We start from the raw sequence: 15961 nt of genomic DNA, 5'->3' as shown, positions 1-15961 counted from the left end.
ATCGCAGAAAAATACCTGATTGTTTCTGGTAAACGGGACTACACTTTGACATGGTTGCTGAAGCGCCAACGACCGCCGGCTGGCGCAATACCAAGTGCGGACAGCTTACTCCTCCAGGAGCTCACAGATGACATATCGTTTGCGGCGCCTGCTCGCCGCGTCGCTGCTTTCGGCCGCCGCCGGTCTGGCATGGGGCGCCGATGAGGGCGCGGTGCTGCGCTTCGACATCAGCCGCTTCGACGTCGGCGGCAATACCCTGCTGGAGCCGGAACTGGTCGAGCGCACCCTGGCGCCGTTCGCCGGCCGCGCCCGCGACTTCGGCGACATCCAGCGCGCCCTGGAGGCGCTGGAGGCGCTCTTCCACGCGCGCGGCTACAGCGTGGTGCGCATCGAGCTGCCCGAGCAGGAGCTGAATGGCGGCGTGGTGCGCTTGCGCGTCGTGCAGACGAGCATCGGCCGCGTCGCGGTGGCCGGCAACCGTTATTTCGACACGGCCAATGTGCGCCGCGCGCTGCCCGGCCTGGTCGAGGGCCGGACGCCGAATCTGGCGGCGGTGTCGAAAAGCCTGAAGCTGGCAAATGAGAATCCGGCCAGGAAAATCACCTTGAAACTGCAGGGCGGCGAGGCCGACGACGCGGTCGACGCCATGCTGGAGGTGGCCGACGAGCCGGTCTGGAAGGGCAGTCTTAACCTCGACAACACGGGCGGCCGGGAGAGCGGCAAGACGCACGCGGCCGTCGTGCTGCAGCACGCCAACCTGTGGGGGCGCGACCATGTGCTCAGCCTGCAGTACACGACCAGCGTCGAGCATCCCAGCCGCGTCAGCGTGTATGGCGTCGGCTACCACGTGCCGCTGTACGCGCGCGGCGATTCGCTGGACCTGTTCGCCAGCCACTCGAACGTCGATTCCGGCACGGTCGCCGCCGGCATCTTCGACCTGGCCGTCAGCGGCAAGGGCAGCGTCGCGGGCCTGCGCTACAACCAGCAGTTCGCCCGCGTCGGCAACTACGAGCCGCGGCTGGTGTACGGCTTCGACTACAAGGCTTACCAGAACAGCGTGCAGTTGCAGAGTCTGGGGCTGCAACTGGGTCGCGACGTCACGGTGCATCCGCTCAGCGTCGGCTACCTGGGCAGCTGGACGCTGGCCGCCGGCGAGGCCAGCCTGGGCTTGACACTGCTGCACAATATCTCCGGCGGCGCCCACGGTCGGCAGCGCGATTTCACGGCGGCGCGCGCCGGCGCCCGCGCCGACTACAGCGTGCTGCGCCTGGGCGCCAGCCTGAGCCGGGTGCTGGACGGCGACTGGCAGTGGCGCGCCATCGTCAACGGCCAGTACACGCCGCACGCGCTGGTGGCCGGCGAGCAGTTCGGCGCCGGCGGCGCGGCGTCGGTGCGCGGCTTCGCCGAGCGCGCCATCGCCGACGATTCCGGCCTGGGCGTGAACCTGGAGCTGTATACGCCGAACTGGTGCGCCGCCGGCACGCGCTGGCAGTGCCGCGCGCTGGCGTTCTACGACGCCGCCCACGTGCGGCGCAACGACGCGCTGCCGGGCGAGCCGGGCAGCGCCTCCATCGGCAGCGCCGGCCTCGGCTTGCGCGTGCTGTACGGTAACAACCTGAATGTGCAGCTGGACTACGGCCATGTGCTGCGCGCAGGCACGGCGGCGCCCGCCGACAGCAACCGCCTGCATTTCCGCCTGGCCTTGTCCTACTAGGGATCGATCATGAACGCTCAGTTCGCGCACGCAGTCCGCCCCACCGTCCGGCCGCGCCCGCGGCGCCGCTACCTGGCGCTGCTGATCGCCTGCTGCTTCGCGCCGGCGGCGGCGAACCCGACTTTGCCGCAGGTGCTCAACGGCCAAGCCACGTTCAGCCAGCAGGGCAAGGTGTTTTCCATCACGAACACGCCGAACACCATCATCAACTGGCAAAGTTTTTCGATCCAGCCGGGCGAGCTGACCCGCTTCATCCAGCAAAGCGCCGCCAGCGGCGTGCTCAACCGCATTATCGGGCAAGACCCCAGCCAGATCCTCGGCGCGCTGCAGTCGAACGGCCGGGTGTTCCTGATCAATCCGAACGGCGTGCTGTTCGGCCGCGATGCCCGCGTCGACGTGAACGGCCTGGTGGCGTCCAGCCTGGCGCTGTCGAACGCCGACTTCCTGGCCGGGAGAGGGCTGTTCACGGCCGGCGCCACGGCCGGCGCCGTCGCCAACCAGGGCGTCATCGCCACCCCGGCCGGCGGCCAGGTCGTGCTGATCGCGCCGGACGTCGGCAACAGCGGCATCATCACGGCGCCGAACGGCCAGGTGGTGCTGGCGGCCGGGCGCAGCGTGCAACTGGCCGACGCCGCCAACCCGGCGCTGCAAGTGGTGGTGTCGGCGCCGGCCGACCAGGCCGTCAACCTGGGCCAGGTGCTGGCCCAGGGCGGCCGCATCGGCATCTACGGCGCGCTGGTGACGCAGCGCGGCAGCCTGAACGCGGACAGCGCGGCGCTCGGCGAGGGCGGCGCCATCGTGCTGCGGGCCAGCGGCACCACGCTGCTGGAGGCGGGCAGCCGCACCAGCGCCACCGGCACCGGCCGCGGCGGGCGCATCGAGCTGCTGGGGCGGCGCGTCGGCCTGAGCGGCGACGCCAGCGCCGACGCCAGCGGCCAGCAGGGCGGCGGCACGATTCTCGTCGGCGGCGACTACCGCGGCGCCAACGCGGCGCTGCCGAACGCCGAGCAGACCTATCTGGGCGCGCAGACCACGCTGAAGGCCGACGCCGGCGCGCGCGGCGACGGCGGCAAGGTGATCGTCTGGTCCGATGGCGCCACCCGCGTGTTCGGGGCGATCTCGGCGCGCGGCGGCGTGCAGGGCGGCGACGGCGGCTTCGTCGAAACCTCGGGCCACTACCTGGACATGCAGGCGCGCGTCGACACGACGGCGGCCCGCGGGCGCACCGGCCAGTTGCTGCTCGATCCCAGCAATATCTACATTGCCCTGGACAGCTCGGCGGCGGTCGGCGCCGGCATGATGCCCAGCGGCGCCGGCACCCCCGGCGACAGCGGCGGCGTCTTCGCCGACACGGGCGCGGCCAGCGATTCGCTGCTGACGACGGGACGGCTGGAAACGGCGCTGGCCAACTCGAACGTGACGGTCATGAGCAGCAATCCGAATGCCAGCGGCGGCGGCTTCATCAAGGTGGTCAGCCCGCTGACGTGGAGCGGCAACCGCAGCCTGACGCTGGACGCGAGCGGCGGCATCGCGCTGCAGGCGGCCATCACGGCGGCGGACGGGTCGCTGAATCTGCTCAGCGCCGCCGGCGACATCAAGCAGGACGCCAACGGCGTGTTGCAGCTGACCCGGCTGTCGGCCAAGGCCAACGCCGGCAGCATCCTGTTCGGCAACACGGGCAACCAGATCAGCGGCGCGGTCGCGCTGGCGGCGGCGCAGACGGTGACGATCGCCGCCGCCGCGCTCAACATCGTCGAATCGACCAGCGGCGGCGCCCTGAGCGCGTATGCGGCGGCGGGGCCGCTCAGCGTCGGCGGCGCCATCAACGCCGGCGGCGCGGCGGTGGCGCTGCAGGCGGCCGGCGGCGACGTCAGCATCGGCGCGCCGCTGGCCCTGGGCGGCGACCTGACGCTGTCGGCCAGCGGCGCCATCAGCGCGCCGCTGGCCGTCAACGTCGGCGGCACCTTCCGCCTCAACGGCGGCAACTGGGTGCAGAACGGCGCCAGCCTGCCGGCCTTCGCCGCGCGCGACTTCCAGCTGAACGGCGGCAGCTTCGTGCGCGCCATGGGCGGCGACGGCAGCACCGGTCTGCCCTTCCGCATCGCCGACGTGTATGGCTTGCAGGGCGTCGGCCGCGCGCTGTACCAGTCCTTTGTGCTTGCCGGCGACATCGACGCCAAGCCCAGCGCGGGCTGGAACGGCGGCGCCGGCTTCGCGCCGATAGGCGGCATCGACACCAACGGTTATGTGGGCCACTTCGACGGCGCCGGCCACGCCATCGTCGGGCTGTCGGTGAACCGCCCCGGCAGCGTCAATGTCGGCCTGTTCGGCACGCTGAACGGCGCCTTCGTCAAGGACTTGTCGCTGCTGGGCGGCTTCGTCGCCGGCGCCGGCAATGTCGGTGCGCTGGCCGGCCGCCTGCAGGAGGGAACGGTGCAAAACGTCAGCGCCAGCGCCGCCGTCAACGGCGGCAATGCCGTCGGCGGGCTGGTCGGCCAGAACGACGGCGCCATCAACCGCGCCCGCGCCAGCGGCGGCGTGGTCGGCTGGGATGTCGCGGACGGCGGCGGCATCGGCGGCCTGGTCGGGCGCAACGGCAGCTTCGGCAGCATTTCCGAGGCATTCGCCAGCGGCGTCGTGACGGGGGCGCGGCAGATGGTGGGTGGCCTGGTCGGCAACAACGAGGGTAACATCGGCATCGTCGCGGCCGGCGGCGCCGTCAGCGGCGCGCGCAGCGTCGGCGGCCTGGTCGGCCGCAACGCCGGCAGCATCCATGACGCCGCCGCCTTCGGTGCCGTCGCCGGCGGCAGTAGCAGCAGTAGCAGTAGCGGCGCGGGCCAGGCCGGCGCGCTGGCGGCCGAGAACCTGGGCGGCCTGGTCGGTGAAAACGTGTATCCCGGCAGCGTCGCCAATGTCTACAGCAGCGGCGCCGTGGCCGGCGTCGGCTTTGCCGCCGTGGGCGGCTTGATCGGTTTCAGCAACGGCACCCTGAGCCACGGCTACTGGAACAGCGAGGCTTCGGGCCAGACGGCGGACGGCGCCGGCGCCACGGGCCTGAGCGCCGCGCAGATGCTGCGCCAGGACAGTTTCGCCGGCTTCGACTTCGTCGGCACGCCGATGTGGCGCATCTATGAGGGGCACACGACGCCGCTGCTGAAGGCGCTGCTGCAGCCGCTGCAGGTGAACGTCAGCGGCGCCGCCAAGGACAAGGTCTACGACGGCCAGCGGAGTTTCTTCAACGGTTCGCTCAGCTACGTCGGCTTGCGCGGCGGCGACACGGCGCCGGACGGCGTGTTCGACTACACGGCGGCGGCGCGCAACGTCGGCACCTATGCGCTGGGCGGCCTGTGGTCGACCAAATACGACATCAATTACGTCGGCGCCAGCGATTTGACGATACTGCCGCGCGCGCTGACGGTCAGCGTCGGCGGCAGCAAGGTCTACGACGGCCAACTGGGCTTGGGCGCGGCCCGCTTCAGCGTCAACAACCTGGTCGGTGGCGACGCCATCGTCGCCACCGGCAAGGCCGCCTTCCTGGACAAGAACGCCGGGCCGGGCAAGCCCGTGCATGCCACCGGCGTGGTGTTGAGCGGCGCTGGCCTGGAAAACTACCGTTTTAGCGGCGACAGCGCCGACGGCTTCGGCGACATCTCCAGGGCGACCCTGTCCATCGCCGGCCTGGGCGCGGCGAACCGCGTCTACGACGGCACGACCAGGGCCAGCGTCAGCGGCGCGCTGGCCGGCGTGCTCGGCGATGACGGCGTCAGCCTGGTTCTCGGCCCGGCCAGCTTCGTCGACCGCCACGTCGGCAACGGCAAAACCGTCACCATCGCCGGCGCCGCATTGAGCGGCCCGGACGCCGGCAATTACGCGCTCGTCGGCGGCCTGGCCGCCACGGCCGACATCACGCCGAAACCGCTGTCGACCTGGATCGGCGGCGCCGGCCTATGGAGCGACGCGGCCAACTGGGACGGCGGCGTGGTGCCGGACGGCGCCAATGTGCTGGCCGTGAACCTGGCCGGCGCCGGCCTCGTCGACTACAATGGCGCGGCCGGCGCGACGACGCTGCGCAAGCTGGCGGGCCGGCAGGGACTGAGCGTGAGCGGCGGCAGCCTGACGCTGGGCACGGCCGCCGACGAGCAGTCGCTGCTGGAAGGCGCGGCGGGCTTGAGCGTCAGCGGCGGCAGCCTGGTCCTGGGCGGCGGCCTGACGCTCGACAACTACGCCCAGAGCGGCGGCAGCGTCGGCGGCGCCGGCAGCCTGACGGTGCGGCGCAGCTTCAGCCAGAGCGCCGGCAGCGTCGGCATCGGCGGCGCGCTGGCGATCGTCCAGGCCAGCGGCGACCTGGACTTCGCCCGCCTCGGCGCGGCCACCGTGTCGCTGGCGGCCGAGGGCGGCCGCATCAGCCAGAGCGGCGCGCTGGAGGGCGGCAGCGTCAGCGCGCGGGCGCAAAACGGCATCGCGCTGAACCATGCCGGCAACCGCATCGGCAGTTTCAGCGCCGTCAACAGCGCCGGCGGCGGTATCGCGCTGAGCAACAGCAGCGCGCCGGGAACGCTGAAACTGGGACCGCTCGCCAGCGAGGGCGGCGACATCGTCGTCGACAACAGCGGCGGCATCGAAACCGGCGCCATCCAGGCCAAGGGCGGCAACGTCGCGCTGACGGCGCACAGCCCCATCCTGGTGCAGGGCGCCATCGGCGGCGGCGACATCGCCCTGACGGCCAGCAGCGACGTCGTCTTCGGCGCCGCCGCCAGCCTGGCCGCGCTGCGCGACATCAGCGTCAACGCCGGCGGCGGCATCGCGCTCGACGGCGCGGCCAGCCTGAGCGCCGGCCGCGACATCGGCATGGCGGCCGGCGGCGGCGTCAGCCTCGGCGGCAGCTCCAGCCTGACGGTGCCGGCCGGCGGCAGCATCCGCGTCGCCGCCAGGAACGGCAGCATCGCCGCCAGCTCCGGGGTGCGCATCAACAGCGGCGGCCCGGTGATCCTGTCGGCGCCGAACGGCGCGGTGTCGGCGCCGCCCGGCGTGTTCAGCGGCGGCATGCCCCTCATCGACAGCGGCCAGAACCCGATCGCCCAGCAGAGCGCGCCGGTGGCGCAGGCGCTGAACACGACCGTCAACATCATCAACAGCGTGACGCAGAGCGCCTCGGCGGCGGTGTTGCCGGTGGCGCCCGCCGGCGGCAAGGAGGCGGCGGGCAAGGCCGGCGACAAGGACGAGGCGGCGAAAAAATCCGAGGACAAGAAGGATGGCGTAGCCAGCAAGGACACGGGAGCGAAAAAAGATGAGCCAGTCAAGAAAATGTACTGCAATTAAGGCCGTGCTGGCGCTGGCGCTGCTGTGCTGCGCCGCGCTGGCCCCGGCAGCCCAGGTGGTCGGCACGGTGATGCATCTGAGCGGGCCGCTGCTGGCGAAAAAAGCCGACGGCACGGCCAAGGTGCTGGCCGTCAAATCCGAGGTCGAGCAGGGCGACACGCTGGTGACGGAAAAAAACAGCTACGCGTTGATCAAGTTCATCGACAACAGCGAAATCACCTTGCGTCCGGGCAGCGCCTTGACGGTCGAGCAATTCGCCTTCGACGCCGGCAAGGCGGATGCGGACGGCGCCTCGCTCGCGCTGATCAAGGGCGGGCTGCGCGCGCTGACGGGCCTGCTGGGCAAGCGCAACAAGGAACGCTTCTCGATGAAAACGCCGGCCGCCACCATCGGCATACGCGGCACCACCTTCATCGTCGAATACGTGCCGGAGACGGCGGCGGCGCTGGCGGCGTCGCGCCTGGCATACGCGCTGGCCAGCACGGCCGCGCTTGGCGGGGCCGGCGCCGCGATCGCGCCGCTGACGCTGGCGCAGGCGCCGGTGCCGGGCATGCCGCCGGCGCCCAAAGGCGGCCTGGCGCCCGGCTTGTACGTGCACGTCATCGACGGCTTGATCACGCTGAGCAATGGCGGCGGCGCGCAATCGTTCAGCGCCGGCCAGTTCGGCTACACGCCGTCCTTCGTCCAGCCGCCGGTTGTCGTGCCGCGCAACCCCGGCATCCAGTTCGCGCCGCCGCCGGCGTTCTCGTCGAATGCGCCGGCGGGCAGGGCGGCCGCCTCCCCCAAAGCCAACACCGTCGACTGCGAGGTGCGCTAGACCCAGCCGGGGACAGACCACGATTTCCGAGAAATATTTCTCGGAAATCGTGGTCTGTCCCCGGCTGCGGCTTGAAAATAAACCTTGACCTTCCCATCATTGGATAGTTGATCCTTGCCTGATCGTGCAACCACAGGATACGCTGCCATGAACCAGCCCGCCCCCGCTTTCCCCTCGCCCATCGCCGCGCAAACGCTGAGCATAGACGGCATGAGTTGCGCGTCCTGCGTCGGCCGCGTCGAAAAGGCGCTGGCCGCCGTGCCCGGCGTGCGCCGCGCCAGCGTCAACCTGGCCACCGAGTCGGCCAGGGTCGAGTCGGACGCGCCGCTGGCGCTGGAGACGCTGCGCCTGGCCGTCGAAAAGGCCGGCTACCAGGTGGCGCGCCAGGAGGTCAGCCTGGACATCGAGGGCATGACGTGCGCCTCTTGCGTCGGGCGGGTCGAGAAGGCGCTGCGCAAGGTGCCCGGCGTCATCGACGCCAGCGTCAACCTGGCCACCGACAGCGCCCGCGTGCAACTGACGGGCGGCGCCGGCGCCGACGCGCTGATCCGCGCCGTCGAGGCGGCCGGCTACCACGCCGCGCCGGCCAGGGAGCGCGGCGGCGCCACGGCCACGGCCAAGCCGGCCCAGCCGGCCATTCCGGACGGCGCCAAAGTCCTCATCGCCGCGCTGCTGTCGCTGCCGCTGATGGCGCCTATGCTGCTCGATTGGACGGGGCGGCACCTGATGCTGCCGCCGGCGCTGCAAATGCTGCTGGCCACGCCGGTGCAGTTCTGGCTGGGCGCGCGCTTCTACCGGGCCGGCTGGAAGGCCCTGCTGGCGCGCAGCGGCAATATGGACTTGCTGGTGGCGCTGGGCACCAGCGCCGCCTACGGCCTCAGTCTGTACCAGTGGCTGGGCGCGGAGCGCTCCGCCCACCATCTCTATTTCGAAGCCTCCGCCGTCGTCATCACGCTGGTACTGCTGGGTAAATGGCTGGAAGCGCGCGCCAAGCGCCAGACGTCGGCGGCGATCCGCGCCCTGCAAGTGCTGCGGCCGGAGACGGCGCGCGTGCGCCGCGGCGGCGCCGACGTCGACGTGCCGGCCGCCCAGGTGCGCGTCGGCGACCTGGTCGTGATACGCCCGGGCGAACGGGTCGCCGTCGACGGCGTCGTCGTCGACGGCGCCAGCCAGGTCAACGAATCGCTGATCACCGGCGAAAGCCTGCCCGTCGACAAGCACGCCGGCGACAGCGTCACCGGCGGCGCCATCAACGCCGACGGCTTGCTGCTGGTGCGCACCAGCGCCGTCGGCGCCGAGACGACGCTGTCGCGCATCATCCGCCTGGTCGAGGACGCGCAGGCGGCCAAGGCGCCGATCCAGCATCTGGTCGACCGCGTCAGCGCCGTGTTCGTGCCGGTGGTGCTGGTGCTGGCCCTGCTGACGCTGGCCGGCTGGTGGCTGGCGACGGGCAACATCGAAGGCGCGATCATCAACGCCGTCGCCGTGCTCGTCATCGCCTGTCCGTGCGCGCTGGGGCTGGCGACGCCGACGGCCATCATGGCCGGCACCGGCGCGGCGGCCCGCTACGGCATCCTGATCAAGGACGCCGAGGCGCTCGAAGTGGCGCACGGCGTCAGCACCGTCGTCTTCGACAAAACCGGCACGCTGACCGAAGGCCGGCCGGCACTGGCGCAACTGGCCGCCCACGGCATCGCCGAGGCGCGCCTGCTGCAACTGGCGGCCAGCATCCAGCGCGGCAGCGAGCACAGCCTGGCGCGCGCCGTGCTCGACGCCGCCGCCGCGGGCGGCGTCGCGGCGCTGCCGGCCGAGGCGCTGGCGGCGCTGCCGGGGCGCGGCCTGGCGGCCCGCGTCGACGGCCTCGACCTGAAACTGGGCAGCACGCGCCTGATGCAAGAACTGGGCGTCGACCTGGCGCCGCTGGCGGCGCGGGCCGCCGAACTGGAGGGCAGCGGCCACACCATCTCCTGGCTGGCCAGCAGTGAGCCGCAGCTGCAACTGCTGGGCCTGTTCGCCTTCAGCGACCGCATCAAACCCGGAGCGGCCGCGGCCGTCGCCCGCCTGCGGGCCCTGGGCCTGCGCACCGTCATGCTGACCGGCGACAACCAGGGCAGCGCCGACGCCGTCGGCAAGGCGCTGGGCCTCGACAGCGTCGCCGCGAAAATGCTGCCGGCCGACAAAACGGCTAAAATCGACGCCATGAAACAGGCGGGCGAACGGGTCGCCATGGTGGGCGACGGCATCAACGACGCGCCGGCGCTGGCGGCGGCCGACGTCGGCATCGCCATGTCGACGGGCACCGACGTCGCCATGCACGCGGCCGGCATCACCCTGATGCGTGGCGACCCGTCGCTGGTGGCGGACGCCATCGACATCTCGCGGCGCAGCTACAACAAAATCCGGCAAAACCTGTTCTGGGCCTTCATCTACAACCTGATCGGCATCCCGCTGGCCGCGTTTGGCCTGCTCAACCCGATGGTGGCGGGGGCGGCGATGGCCTTCAGCTCCGTCAGCGTCATCAGCAACGCCCTGCTGCTGCGGCGCTGGCGCCCGCGCGGCGCACCACGAAAGGAAAGACAACAATGAACATCGGCCAAGCGGCGAAGGCGAGCGGCATCAGCGCCAAAATGATACGTTACTACGAAAGCATCGACCTCATCAAAGCGAGCGCGCGCAGCGAGGCCGGCTACCGCACCTACAACGACGACGAACTGCACGCGCTGCGCTTCATCAAACGCGCGCGCACGCTGGGCTTCTCGCTCGAACAAATCCGCGACCTCCTATCGCTATGGCAAAACGCCGAACGTGCCAGCGCCGACGTCAAACGCATCGCGCTGGCGCACGTAGCGGAACTAGACGGCCGCATTGCCGAACTGACGGCCATGCGCGACACCCTCAACCAACTGGCGCAACACTGCCACGGCGACGACCAGCCCGACTGCCCCATCCTACAAAACCTCAGCCTGCCAGCCGCCCCCTGCTGCAGCTAAGCAACAATGGGGTCAGGTCTAGACATGGCGGTTTGTGGTGAAAAAGCCACTGGGGTCAGGTCTAGACATGGCGGTTTTGTCGCCCTGGGGCAAGGCACAACGTGCTATGGGCCTGGCTGGCCCGTTGTTTTTCCGGCACAAACCGTCATGTCTAGACCTGACCCCAATGTTGGTTTTAAAAAACCGCCATGTCTAGACCTGACCCCATTGTTGTTTTAGCGGATGAACATCCAGGCGGTGAGGAGGGCGCCGATGAGGACGACGAAGGCGCGCATGATGCGCTCGGGCAGGCGGTGGATGAGCCAGGCGCCGCAGATGCCGCCGCCTATGCCGCCCGCCGCCAGCGCGAACGCGGCCGGCCAGCTGATTTTGTCGGAGAAGGCGAAGATGAGTGTCGCCGCCGCGTTCATGGCCGTCGCCAGCATGTTTTTGGTGGCCGTCGCCGCCCGCACTTGCATGCCGGCGATGGTCAGCGCCGCCAGCATGAGGAAGCCGATGCCGCCGCCGAAGTAGCCGCCGTAGACGGCGATGCAGCTTTGTACGCCGATGAGTAGCGGCAGCGACATGGCGCCGGCCGCGTGCAGCGGTTTGCGGCGGAAGGTGCCCCAGGCGAATACGCCGGTGGCGAAGAGCACGAGCCAGGGGACGATTTTGGCGAAGTAGGTGGCCGGGGTGCTCAGTAGCAGGAGCGCGCCCAGTATGCCGCCGACTGCGCTGATGAGTAACATGTGCCGAAAGCTGAGCGGGCCGACGTCGTCGATCAGTTTGCGCCCCGCCAGCGCCGATGTGGTTTGGCTGGGGAACATCGCCACCGTCGAGGTGATGTTCGCCGCCAGCGGGTTGAGCCCGGCCAGCAGCAGCGCCGGAAAGGTGATGAAGGAGCCGCCCCCGGCCAGCGCGTTTTGCACGCCGGCGATGAAGCCGGCCGCAGCGATGAGGATGATGACGTGCAGTTCGAGCGGGGCAATTGGGCTCATGTGGGGAGGGGTGGCAGTGTTGCGCGACGGGAAGTGTGGCGTCGATTATAACCGTGGATGCGGCGCGGCCGCCTTTGTCGCGGGCGCAGCGCCATCAGTGGCAACTGGCCATTGCCGATTTGCTTGTCGCGGTGCATGATATGCGCCATCGCATCGCCAGGAATCCGGATGGCCCGCGGCCCCGCCGCCGCGCCTGCCGTTCAGCAACGCGGATGGAGGCCGCCGTTTCCCGGCGTTGCACAGGTAATCACAAGGTTTTTCATTCAGGGATATAAATTGAGTATTGTTTCAAAGTTGCATAAAAAAATAGTGACGGCCCGCCTGATCGGCTTCGGTTTTTTCGGTTTGTATATCGGCGGTTTGTTTTTCCGTAACGGTGCCTATTCGCAACTGCTGCTGATGCTGCCTTTCGCCGGCGTCGCCGGTTCCTCGCTGTATGTGGCCTCGATTGCGAAATGCCCGAACTGCAAGGCCAAGCTGATGCGCGACCGCTTCGGCCTGGGCTTGGCGAAGAGTGCGCGCCACTGCTGGTCTTGCAACGTCGATTTCCGCGCCGACGCCTTGCCGGCGGCCGACGCCGCTCAGACGCCGAAGGGGTAGGTTTCCGGCACTTCTTCCCGTGGTTTCCAGTGCGGCGAGTATTCCAGCGGCCGCAGCGCGGTGCTGCGGTCGATGTGGATCAGAGCGTCGAACTGGCGCGCCGGATCGGCGTGGAAGTAGTGGCTGATGCGTTCCGTGTCGGGGCGGTAGATGACGCCGATGGCCCGTTCCAGGTAGCGCATGCCGGCCGCGCGCAGGGCGCTGGCTTGGCCGCGCAGCGGTAGCAGGAAGCTGTGCAGGCCGGTGTCGTGCAGCAGCCGTTCGACGCTGTCCGGCAGCGATGGCTGCACCTCCTTCAGCTCGGCGTGGCCACCCCAGTCGCTGGCCGCCGTGACGGTGCCCGTGTGGGTCGTGAAACCGAGCAGGAAGGTGTCGTCGCCGCCATAACGCTGGCGCATCAGTTGGCCCAGGTTGAGCTGGCCTTGCTCGCCCATTTCCGTGGCGCGGGCGTCGCCCAGGTGGGAGTTGTGGGCCCAGACGGCGATTTTCGCCGGGCTGCCCTTGCGCCGGCTCAGGTGCTCGCGCAGCGCCTCCAGGGTGTCGGCCATGTGGCTGTCGCGCACGTTCCAGGAGTCGTCGCGGCTTTCGAACATGGCGCGATAATAGAATTCCGCGTTTTTGACGACGCGGGCGTTCTGCAGCGCGTAAAACAGGGTGTCGGGCACGCTGCCATCCTCTTGCGACAGGTGGCCGGCCGCCTGCGCCGTGATGTCCTGCAGCTGGTTCAGCACTTCCTCCTGGCAGTTCTTGCGCAGGCCGAAGCGGGCCGCCGACGCGTAGTGCTGGGGGTCTTCGGCCAGGTGGTCGAAGCAGCTGTAGCGCTCGCGCGCGCGGCGCGCCGCGTCCGGGTCGGCGTGGTCGAGGTAGCAGAGCACCGCGTGCATCGATTTGCGCAGGCTGTACAGGTCCAAGCCGTACCAGCCGATGCGGCACTCGGGCGCCGCCACCTGGGAATTGTGCAGGCGCAGCCAGGAGAGGAATTCGATGGTTTCAATGTTGCGCCACATCCATTGCGGAAAGCGCTGGAAGCCGCCCAGCGCCTGGTCGGCCGTGCGGTCGCTGCTGGCCAGCTGGGCGTAGCGGCTGGCTTGCAGGGCGTCGGGCCAGTCCGCCTCGACGGCGATCGCGTCGAAGCTTTTTTCGACGATCAGTTGGCGGCTGATGGCGGCGCGCAGCCGGTAGAATTCGCGCGTGCCGTGGCTGGCCTCGCCCAGCAGCACGACGCCGGCGTCGCCTATCAGGTGCAGCAATGCTTCGACCTGGTCGTCGGCGGCCAGGGGGATGGCTTCTTGGCGAAGCGCTTCGATGATTGATGGCTCGGACATGGCGGCCGCTCCCGGTGTTAGCTACGTCGCTATTAGACCGGGGCGGCGCGGGGCGGTTCCCGCTCCCGGCGGCCGGCTAGCGCGCGCCGGCCACCGGGAAGCCGGCTTCTTCGATGGCGCCGCGCACGCGCGCCAGTTCGACGGCCGTTGCCACCTTGACGGTCTTGGCGGCCAGGTCCACGTCCACCTGGGCCTGCGGGTCCAGCGCGCGCACGGCCGCCGTGACGGCGCCGACGCAATGGCCGCAACTCATTTCTTCGACTTGTAATTCATACATGGCTAATACTCCTGTCAGTTGTGTTGAGTCTTCACTGTAGCCCTTGCCATGATGGGAAGGTCAAGCCGCGCCGTTCAACTGAGGCAGTAGTCGACGATGGCCGGCGCCGGCGGCAAGTCGCGCTCGCCCAGCGAGGCGCGCAGATTGCTGTCTATGGTGTGGCAGATGGCGTCCAGCGGCAAGTCGTTGGCGTCGCTGCCGAACGGTTCCTCGATCTCGTCGCCGAGCGCGTCCAGGCCGAAGAAGGTGTAGGCGACGATGCCGACGACGAAGGGCGTCATGAAGCCGAGCGAGTCGACCAGGCCGAAGGGCAGCAGGAAGCAGTACAGGTAGGCGGTGCGATGCAGCATCAGCGAATAGGAAAACGGGATGGGCGTGCCCTTGATGCGCTCGCAGGCGGCGGCCGCGGCGGCCATCTGCGACAGCGTCGCGTCGATGGATGCGCCGAGGCAGCTTTCCAGGCGTTTTTCGTCGAGGCAGCGGCGCAGGTCCAGGCCCATCTGTTGCATCAGGTAGTCGGGCGTGTGCGCCGCGGCGACGGCCTGGCGCCATTCCGTCGCCAGCAGCAGCGGCTTGAGTTCCTCGGGGCGGCGCAGGTCGCGCAGTTGCTGGCGCAGCGCGTGGGCGAAGGCGATGGTGCGGTAAATCATGCGCACGCGGACATCGTCGAGCCCCAGCTCGAAGCTGGCCGGCGCGGCGCCGGCAATCAGGCTCTGGCACTGGCGCGACAGGCTGCGGCTGCGGTGCACCAGTTCGCCCCACAGCTTGCGGCCCTCCCAGTAGCGGTCGTAGGCGGCGTTGTTGCGGAAGCCGAGGAAGATCGCCAGCGGCAGGCCGATCAGGGTGAAGGGGATGGTGGTCAGCGTCACCTTCTGGTCGAACAGCACCCCGTGGCACAGCGTCACCAGGGTGGCGACGAGGATGTTGACGAACAGCGTCAGGCGGATGCGCGCCAGCACGGAGCCGCGCAGCACGAGGAACAGGCGGGGGCCGGAGGGGCGCTCGCGCACGATCATGCCGCGCTCCCTTGCCGAGGATGGCGGGACGGCGCCGGCCGGAAAGGCGAAAGCCGTGCGGGACTTGGGCGGAAATTGATCTGCATGGGGGACAGGCGTGGGGGAGGGCGTTAAAGTATAGGCTGAGCTAGCTGCGCCGGCAAATTCAGCGCTGGCATATCAGCTATTCTGATCGTGAATAAGTGGCGCTTATGGCCGCGTGTCGCCGCCGCTGCTCCGGCGCGCCTCCTCCCGTTCCCGGCGGCGCCGCGCCGCGCGACTTTCCGGCCCCTTCGGCATATCGCTGCAGCGCCATGTCCAGCTTCGGCAGTTGCGGCCGGATTTTCTCAGGTCGGCGGCATCGGACAGGCAATCGCACACCTCGCCCGCGGCGTCCCAACTGCCGACGTCGCAGTCGCAGGGCGCATCGCAAAAACCGGCCTGGCGCCGCAGCGCCGGATGGCGCAGCGGCCGCTGGCTGGGCTGGTGGCGGCGCTGCGCTTCGGCGCAGGCGTGCAGGCGCCGCCGCAGCAAGGCCATGCCGCGCGCCACGCCGTAGCGGGCGATGACGCGCCGGCCGTAGGCGGAACAACTGGCGCCGCCCTCGTGGACGCGGAAAGCGCAGGCATAGCCTTTCAGCGGCGACAGGTGGCGCTGGTAGGCGGAAATGGCGGCCAGCGCGGCTTTCTGCATCATTTTGCTGGTGGCGGTGATGACTTTTCTCATGCTCCTGTTGGGGCGGGCAGGCGTTGTTGCTGGATTGCGCCGCGCGGGTGATGAACATTGCATAATATCCGGAATCATCGGAAGATGGTGATGTGACACTGGTTACCAACTGGTGCGCCAATTGTTTGGGACGGCATCATCCATGCACTCAATGCAATGTCAACGCACGCTTTTCGCTTTCAACCAAGTCACCGACCATGCCCAATTTAGCCGCCACCCCG

The 15961-nt window shown here is 69.5% G+C and carries 11 protein-coding genes; 6 read left to right on the top strand and 5 right to left on the bottom strand.

Annotated features, from left to right (window positions below):
* Nucleotides 1-127: 127 nt before the first annotated feature.
* From OIK44_RS16090 to cueR, 5 genes are all read left to right on the top strand, one after another.
* The gene (locus OIK44_RS16090; protein ID WP_273672084.1) at nt 128-1714 is read left to right on the top strand and encodes a ShlB/FhaC/HecB family hemolysin secretion/activation protein; all 1587 of its coding nucleotides are present in this window, start codon (nt 128-130) and stop codon (nt 1712-1714) included.
* Nucleotides 1715-1723: 9 nt separating this feature from the next.
* A complete protein-coding gene (locus tag OIK44_RS16085; RefSeq protein WP_273672083.1) occupies nt 1724-7033 on the top strand; it encodes a beta strand repeat-containing protein in 5310 nt (1769 codons plus the stop codon).
* Nucleotides 7002-7850, top strand: a complete 849-nt coding sequence (locus OIK44_RS16080) for a FecR family protein (RefSeq protein ID WP_273672082.1) — start codon at nt 7002-7004, stop codon at nt 7848-7850. Before OIK44_RS16085 ends, OIK44_RS16080 begins: the two co-directional genes overlap by 32 nt.
* A 147-nt stretch (nt 7851-7997) precedes the next feature.
* Nucleotides 7998-10436 (top strand): heavy metal translocating P-type ATPase, encoded by a 2439-nt coding sequence (locus tag OIK44_RS16075; protein WP_273672080.1) that lies wholly within the window; start codon nt 7998-8000, stop codon nt 10434-10436.
* A complete protein-coding gene (gene cueR, locus OIK44_RS16070; protein ID WP_273672078.1) occupies nt 10433-10840 on the top strand; it encodes a Cu(I)-responsive transcriptional regulator in 408 nt (135 codons plus the stop codon). The genes OIK44_RS16075 and cueR overlap by 4 nt, the downstream gene beginning before the upstream one ends.
* Nucleotides 10841-11055: 215 nt before the next feature.
* Here cueR and OIK44_RS16065 read toward each other — a convergent pair whose 3' ends face one another.
* Entirely contained in the window at nt 11056-11808 is a 753-nt protein-coding gene (locus OIK44_RS16065) for a sulfite exporter TauE/SafE family protein (RefSeq protein ID WP_420213860.1), read from the bottom strand.
* 303 nt (nt 11809-12111) lie between these two features.
* On the opposite strand from OIK44_RS16065, the gene OIK44_RS16060 reads away from it, so the two are divergent.
* Complete coding sequence (locus OIK44_RS16060; protein WP_273672076.1) at nt 12112-12417, top strand: hypothetical protein; 306 nt, start codon at nt 12112-12114, stop codon at nt 12415-12417.
* On the opposite strand, the gene OIK44_RS16055 is transcribed toward OIK44_RS16060, so the two are convergent.
* The 4 genes from OIK44_RS16055 to yidD form a co-directional block, all read right to left on the bottom strand.
* Nucleotides 12399-13742: an erythromycin esterase family protein gene (locus tag OIK44_RS16055; RefSeq protein ID WP_273672075.1), complete on the bottom strand. Its 1344-nt coding sequence runs from the start codon at nt 13740-13742 to the stop codon at nt 12399-12401. The two genes, OIK44_RS16060 and OIK44_RS16055, sit on opposite strands and share 19 nt — an antisense overlap.
* Before the next feature lie 76 nt (nt 13743-13818).
* A complete protein-coding gene (locus tag OIK44_RS16050; protein WP_273672074.1) occupies nt 13819-14019 on the bottom strand; it encodes a heavy-metal-associated domain-containing protein in 201 nt (66 codons plus the stop codon).
* A 74-nt stretch (nt 14020-14093) separates the two neighbouring features.
* Complete coding sequence (locus OIK44_RS16045) at nt 14094-15035, bottom strand: bestrophin family protein (RefSeq protein ID WP_273672072.1); 942 nt, start codon at nt 15033-15035, stop codon at nt 14094-14096.
* A 189-nt stretch (nt 15036-15224) separates the two neighbouring features.
* On the bottom strand, nt 15225-15740 hold the full coding sequence (yidD, locus tag OIK44_RS16040; RefSeq protein ID WP_273672071.1) for a membrane protein insertion efficiency factor YidD: 516 nt from the start codon (nt 15738-15740) through the stop codon (nt 15225-15227).
* Nucleotides 15741-15961: the final 221 nt, after the last annotated feature.

It is taken from the genome of Janthinobacterium fluminis, assembly GCF_028595325.1.
Classification (GTDB): Bacteria; Pseudomonadota; Gammaproteobacteria; order Burkholderiales; family Burkholderiaceae_D; genus Janthinobacterium; species Janthinobacterium fluminis.
This window is presented reverse-complemented; position numbering and strand designations above follow the sequence as displayed.

Excerpts from the sequence above, each read along its gene's own strand:
- OIK44_RS16090 (WP_273672084.1), top strand. The coding sequence starts at position 128 with ATGACATATCGTTTGCGGCGCCTGCTCGCCGCGTCGCTGCTTTCGGCC.
- OIK44_RS16085 (WP_273672083.1), top strand. The coding sequence starts at position 1,724 with ATGAACGCTCAGTTCGCGCACGCAGTCCGCCCCACCGTCCGGCCGCGC.
- OIK44_RS16080 (WP_273672082.1), top strand. The coding sequence starts at position 7,002 with ATGAGCCAGTCAAGAAAATGTACTGCAATTAAGGCCGTGCTGGCGCTG.
- OIK44_RS16075 (WP_273672080.1), top strand. The coding sequence starts at position 7,998 with ATGAACCAGCCCGCCCCCGCTTTCCCCTCGCCCATCGCCGCGCAAACG.
- cueR (WP_273672078.1), top strand. The coding sequence starts at position 10,433 with ATGAACATCGGCCAAGCGGCGAAGGCGAGCGGCATCAGCGCCAAAATG.
- OIK44_RS16055 (WP_273672075.1), bottom strand. The coding sequence starts at position 13,742 with ATGTCCGAGCCATCAATCATCGAAGCGCTTCGCCAAGAAGCCATCCCC.
- OIK44_RS16050 (WP_273672074.1), bottom strand. The coding sequence starts at position 14,019 with ATGTATGAATTACAAGTCGAAGAAATGAGTTGCGGCCATTGCGTCGGC.
- OIK44_RS16045 (WP_273672072.1), bottom strand. The coding sequence starts at position 15,035 with ATGATCGTGCGCGAGCGCCCCTCCGGCCCCCGCCTGTTCCTCGTGCTG.
- yidD (WP_273672071.1), bottom strand. The coding sequence starts at position 15,740 with ATGAGAAAAGTCATCACCGCCACCAGCAAAATGATGCAGAAAGCCGCG.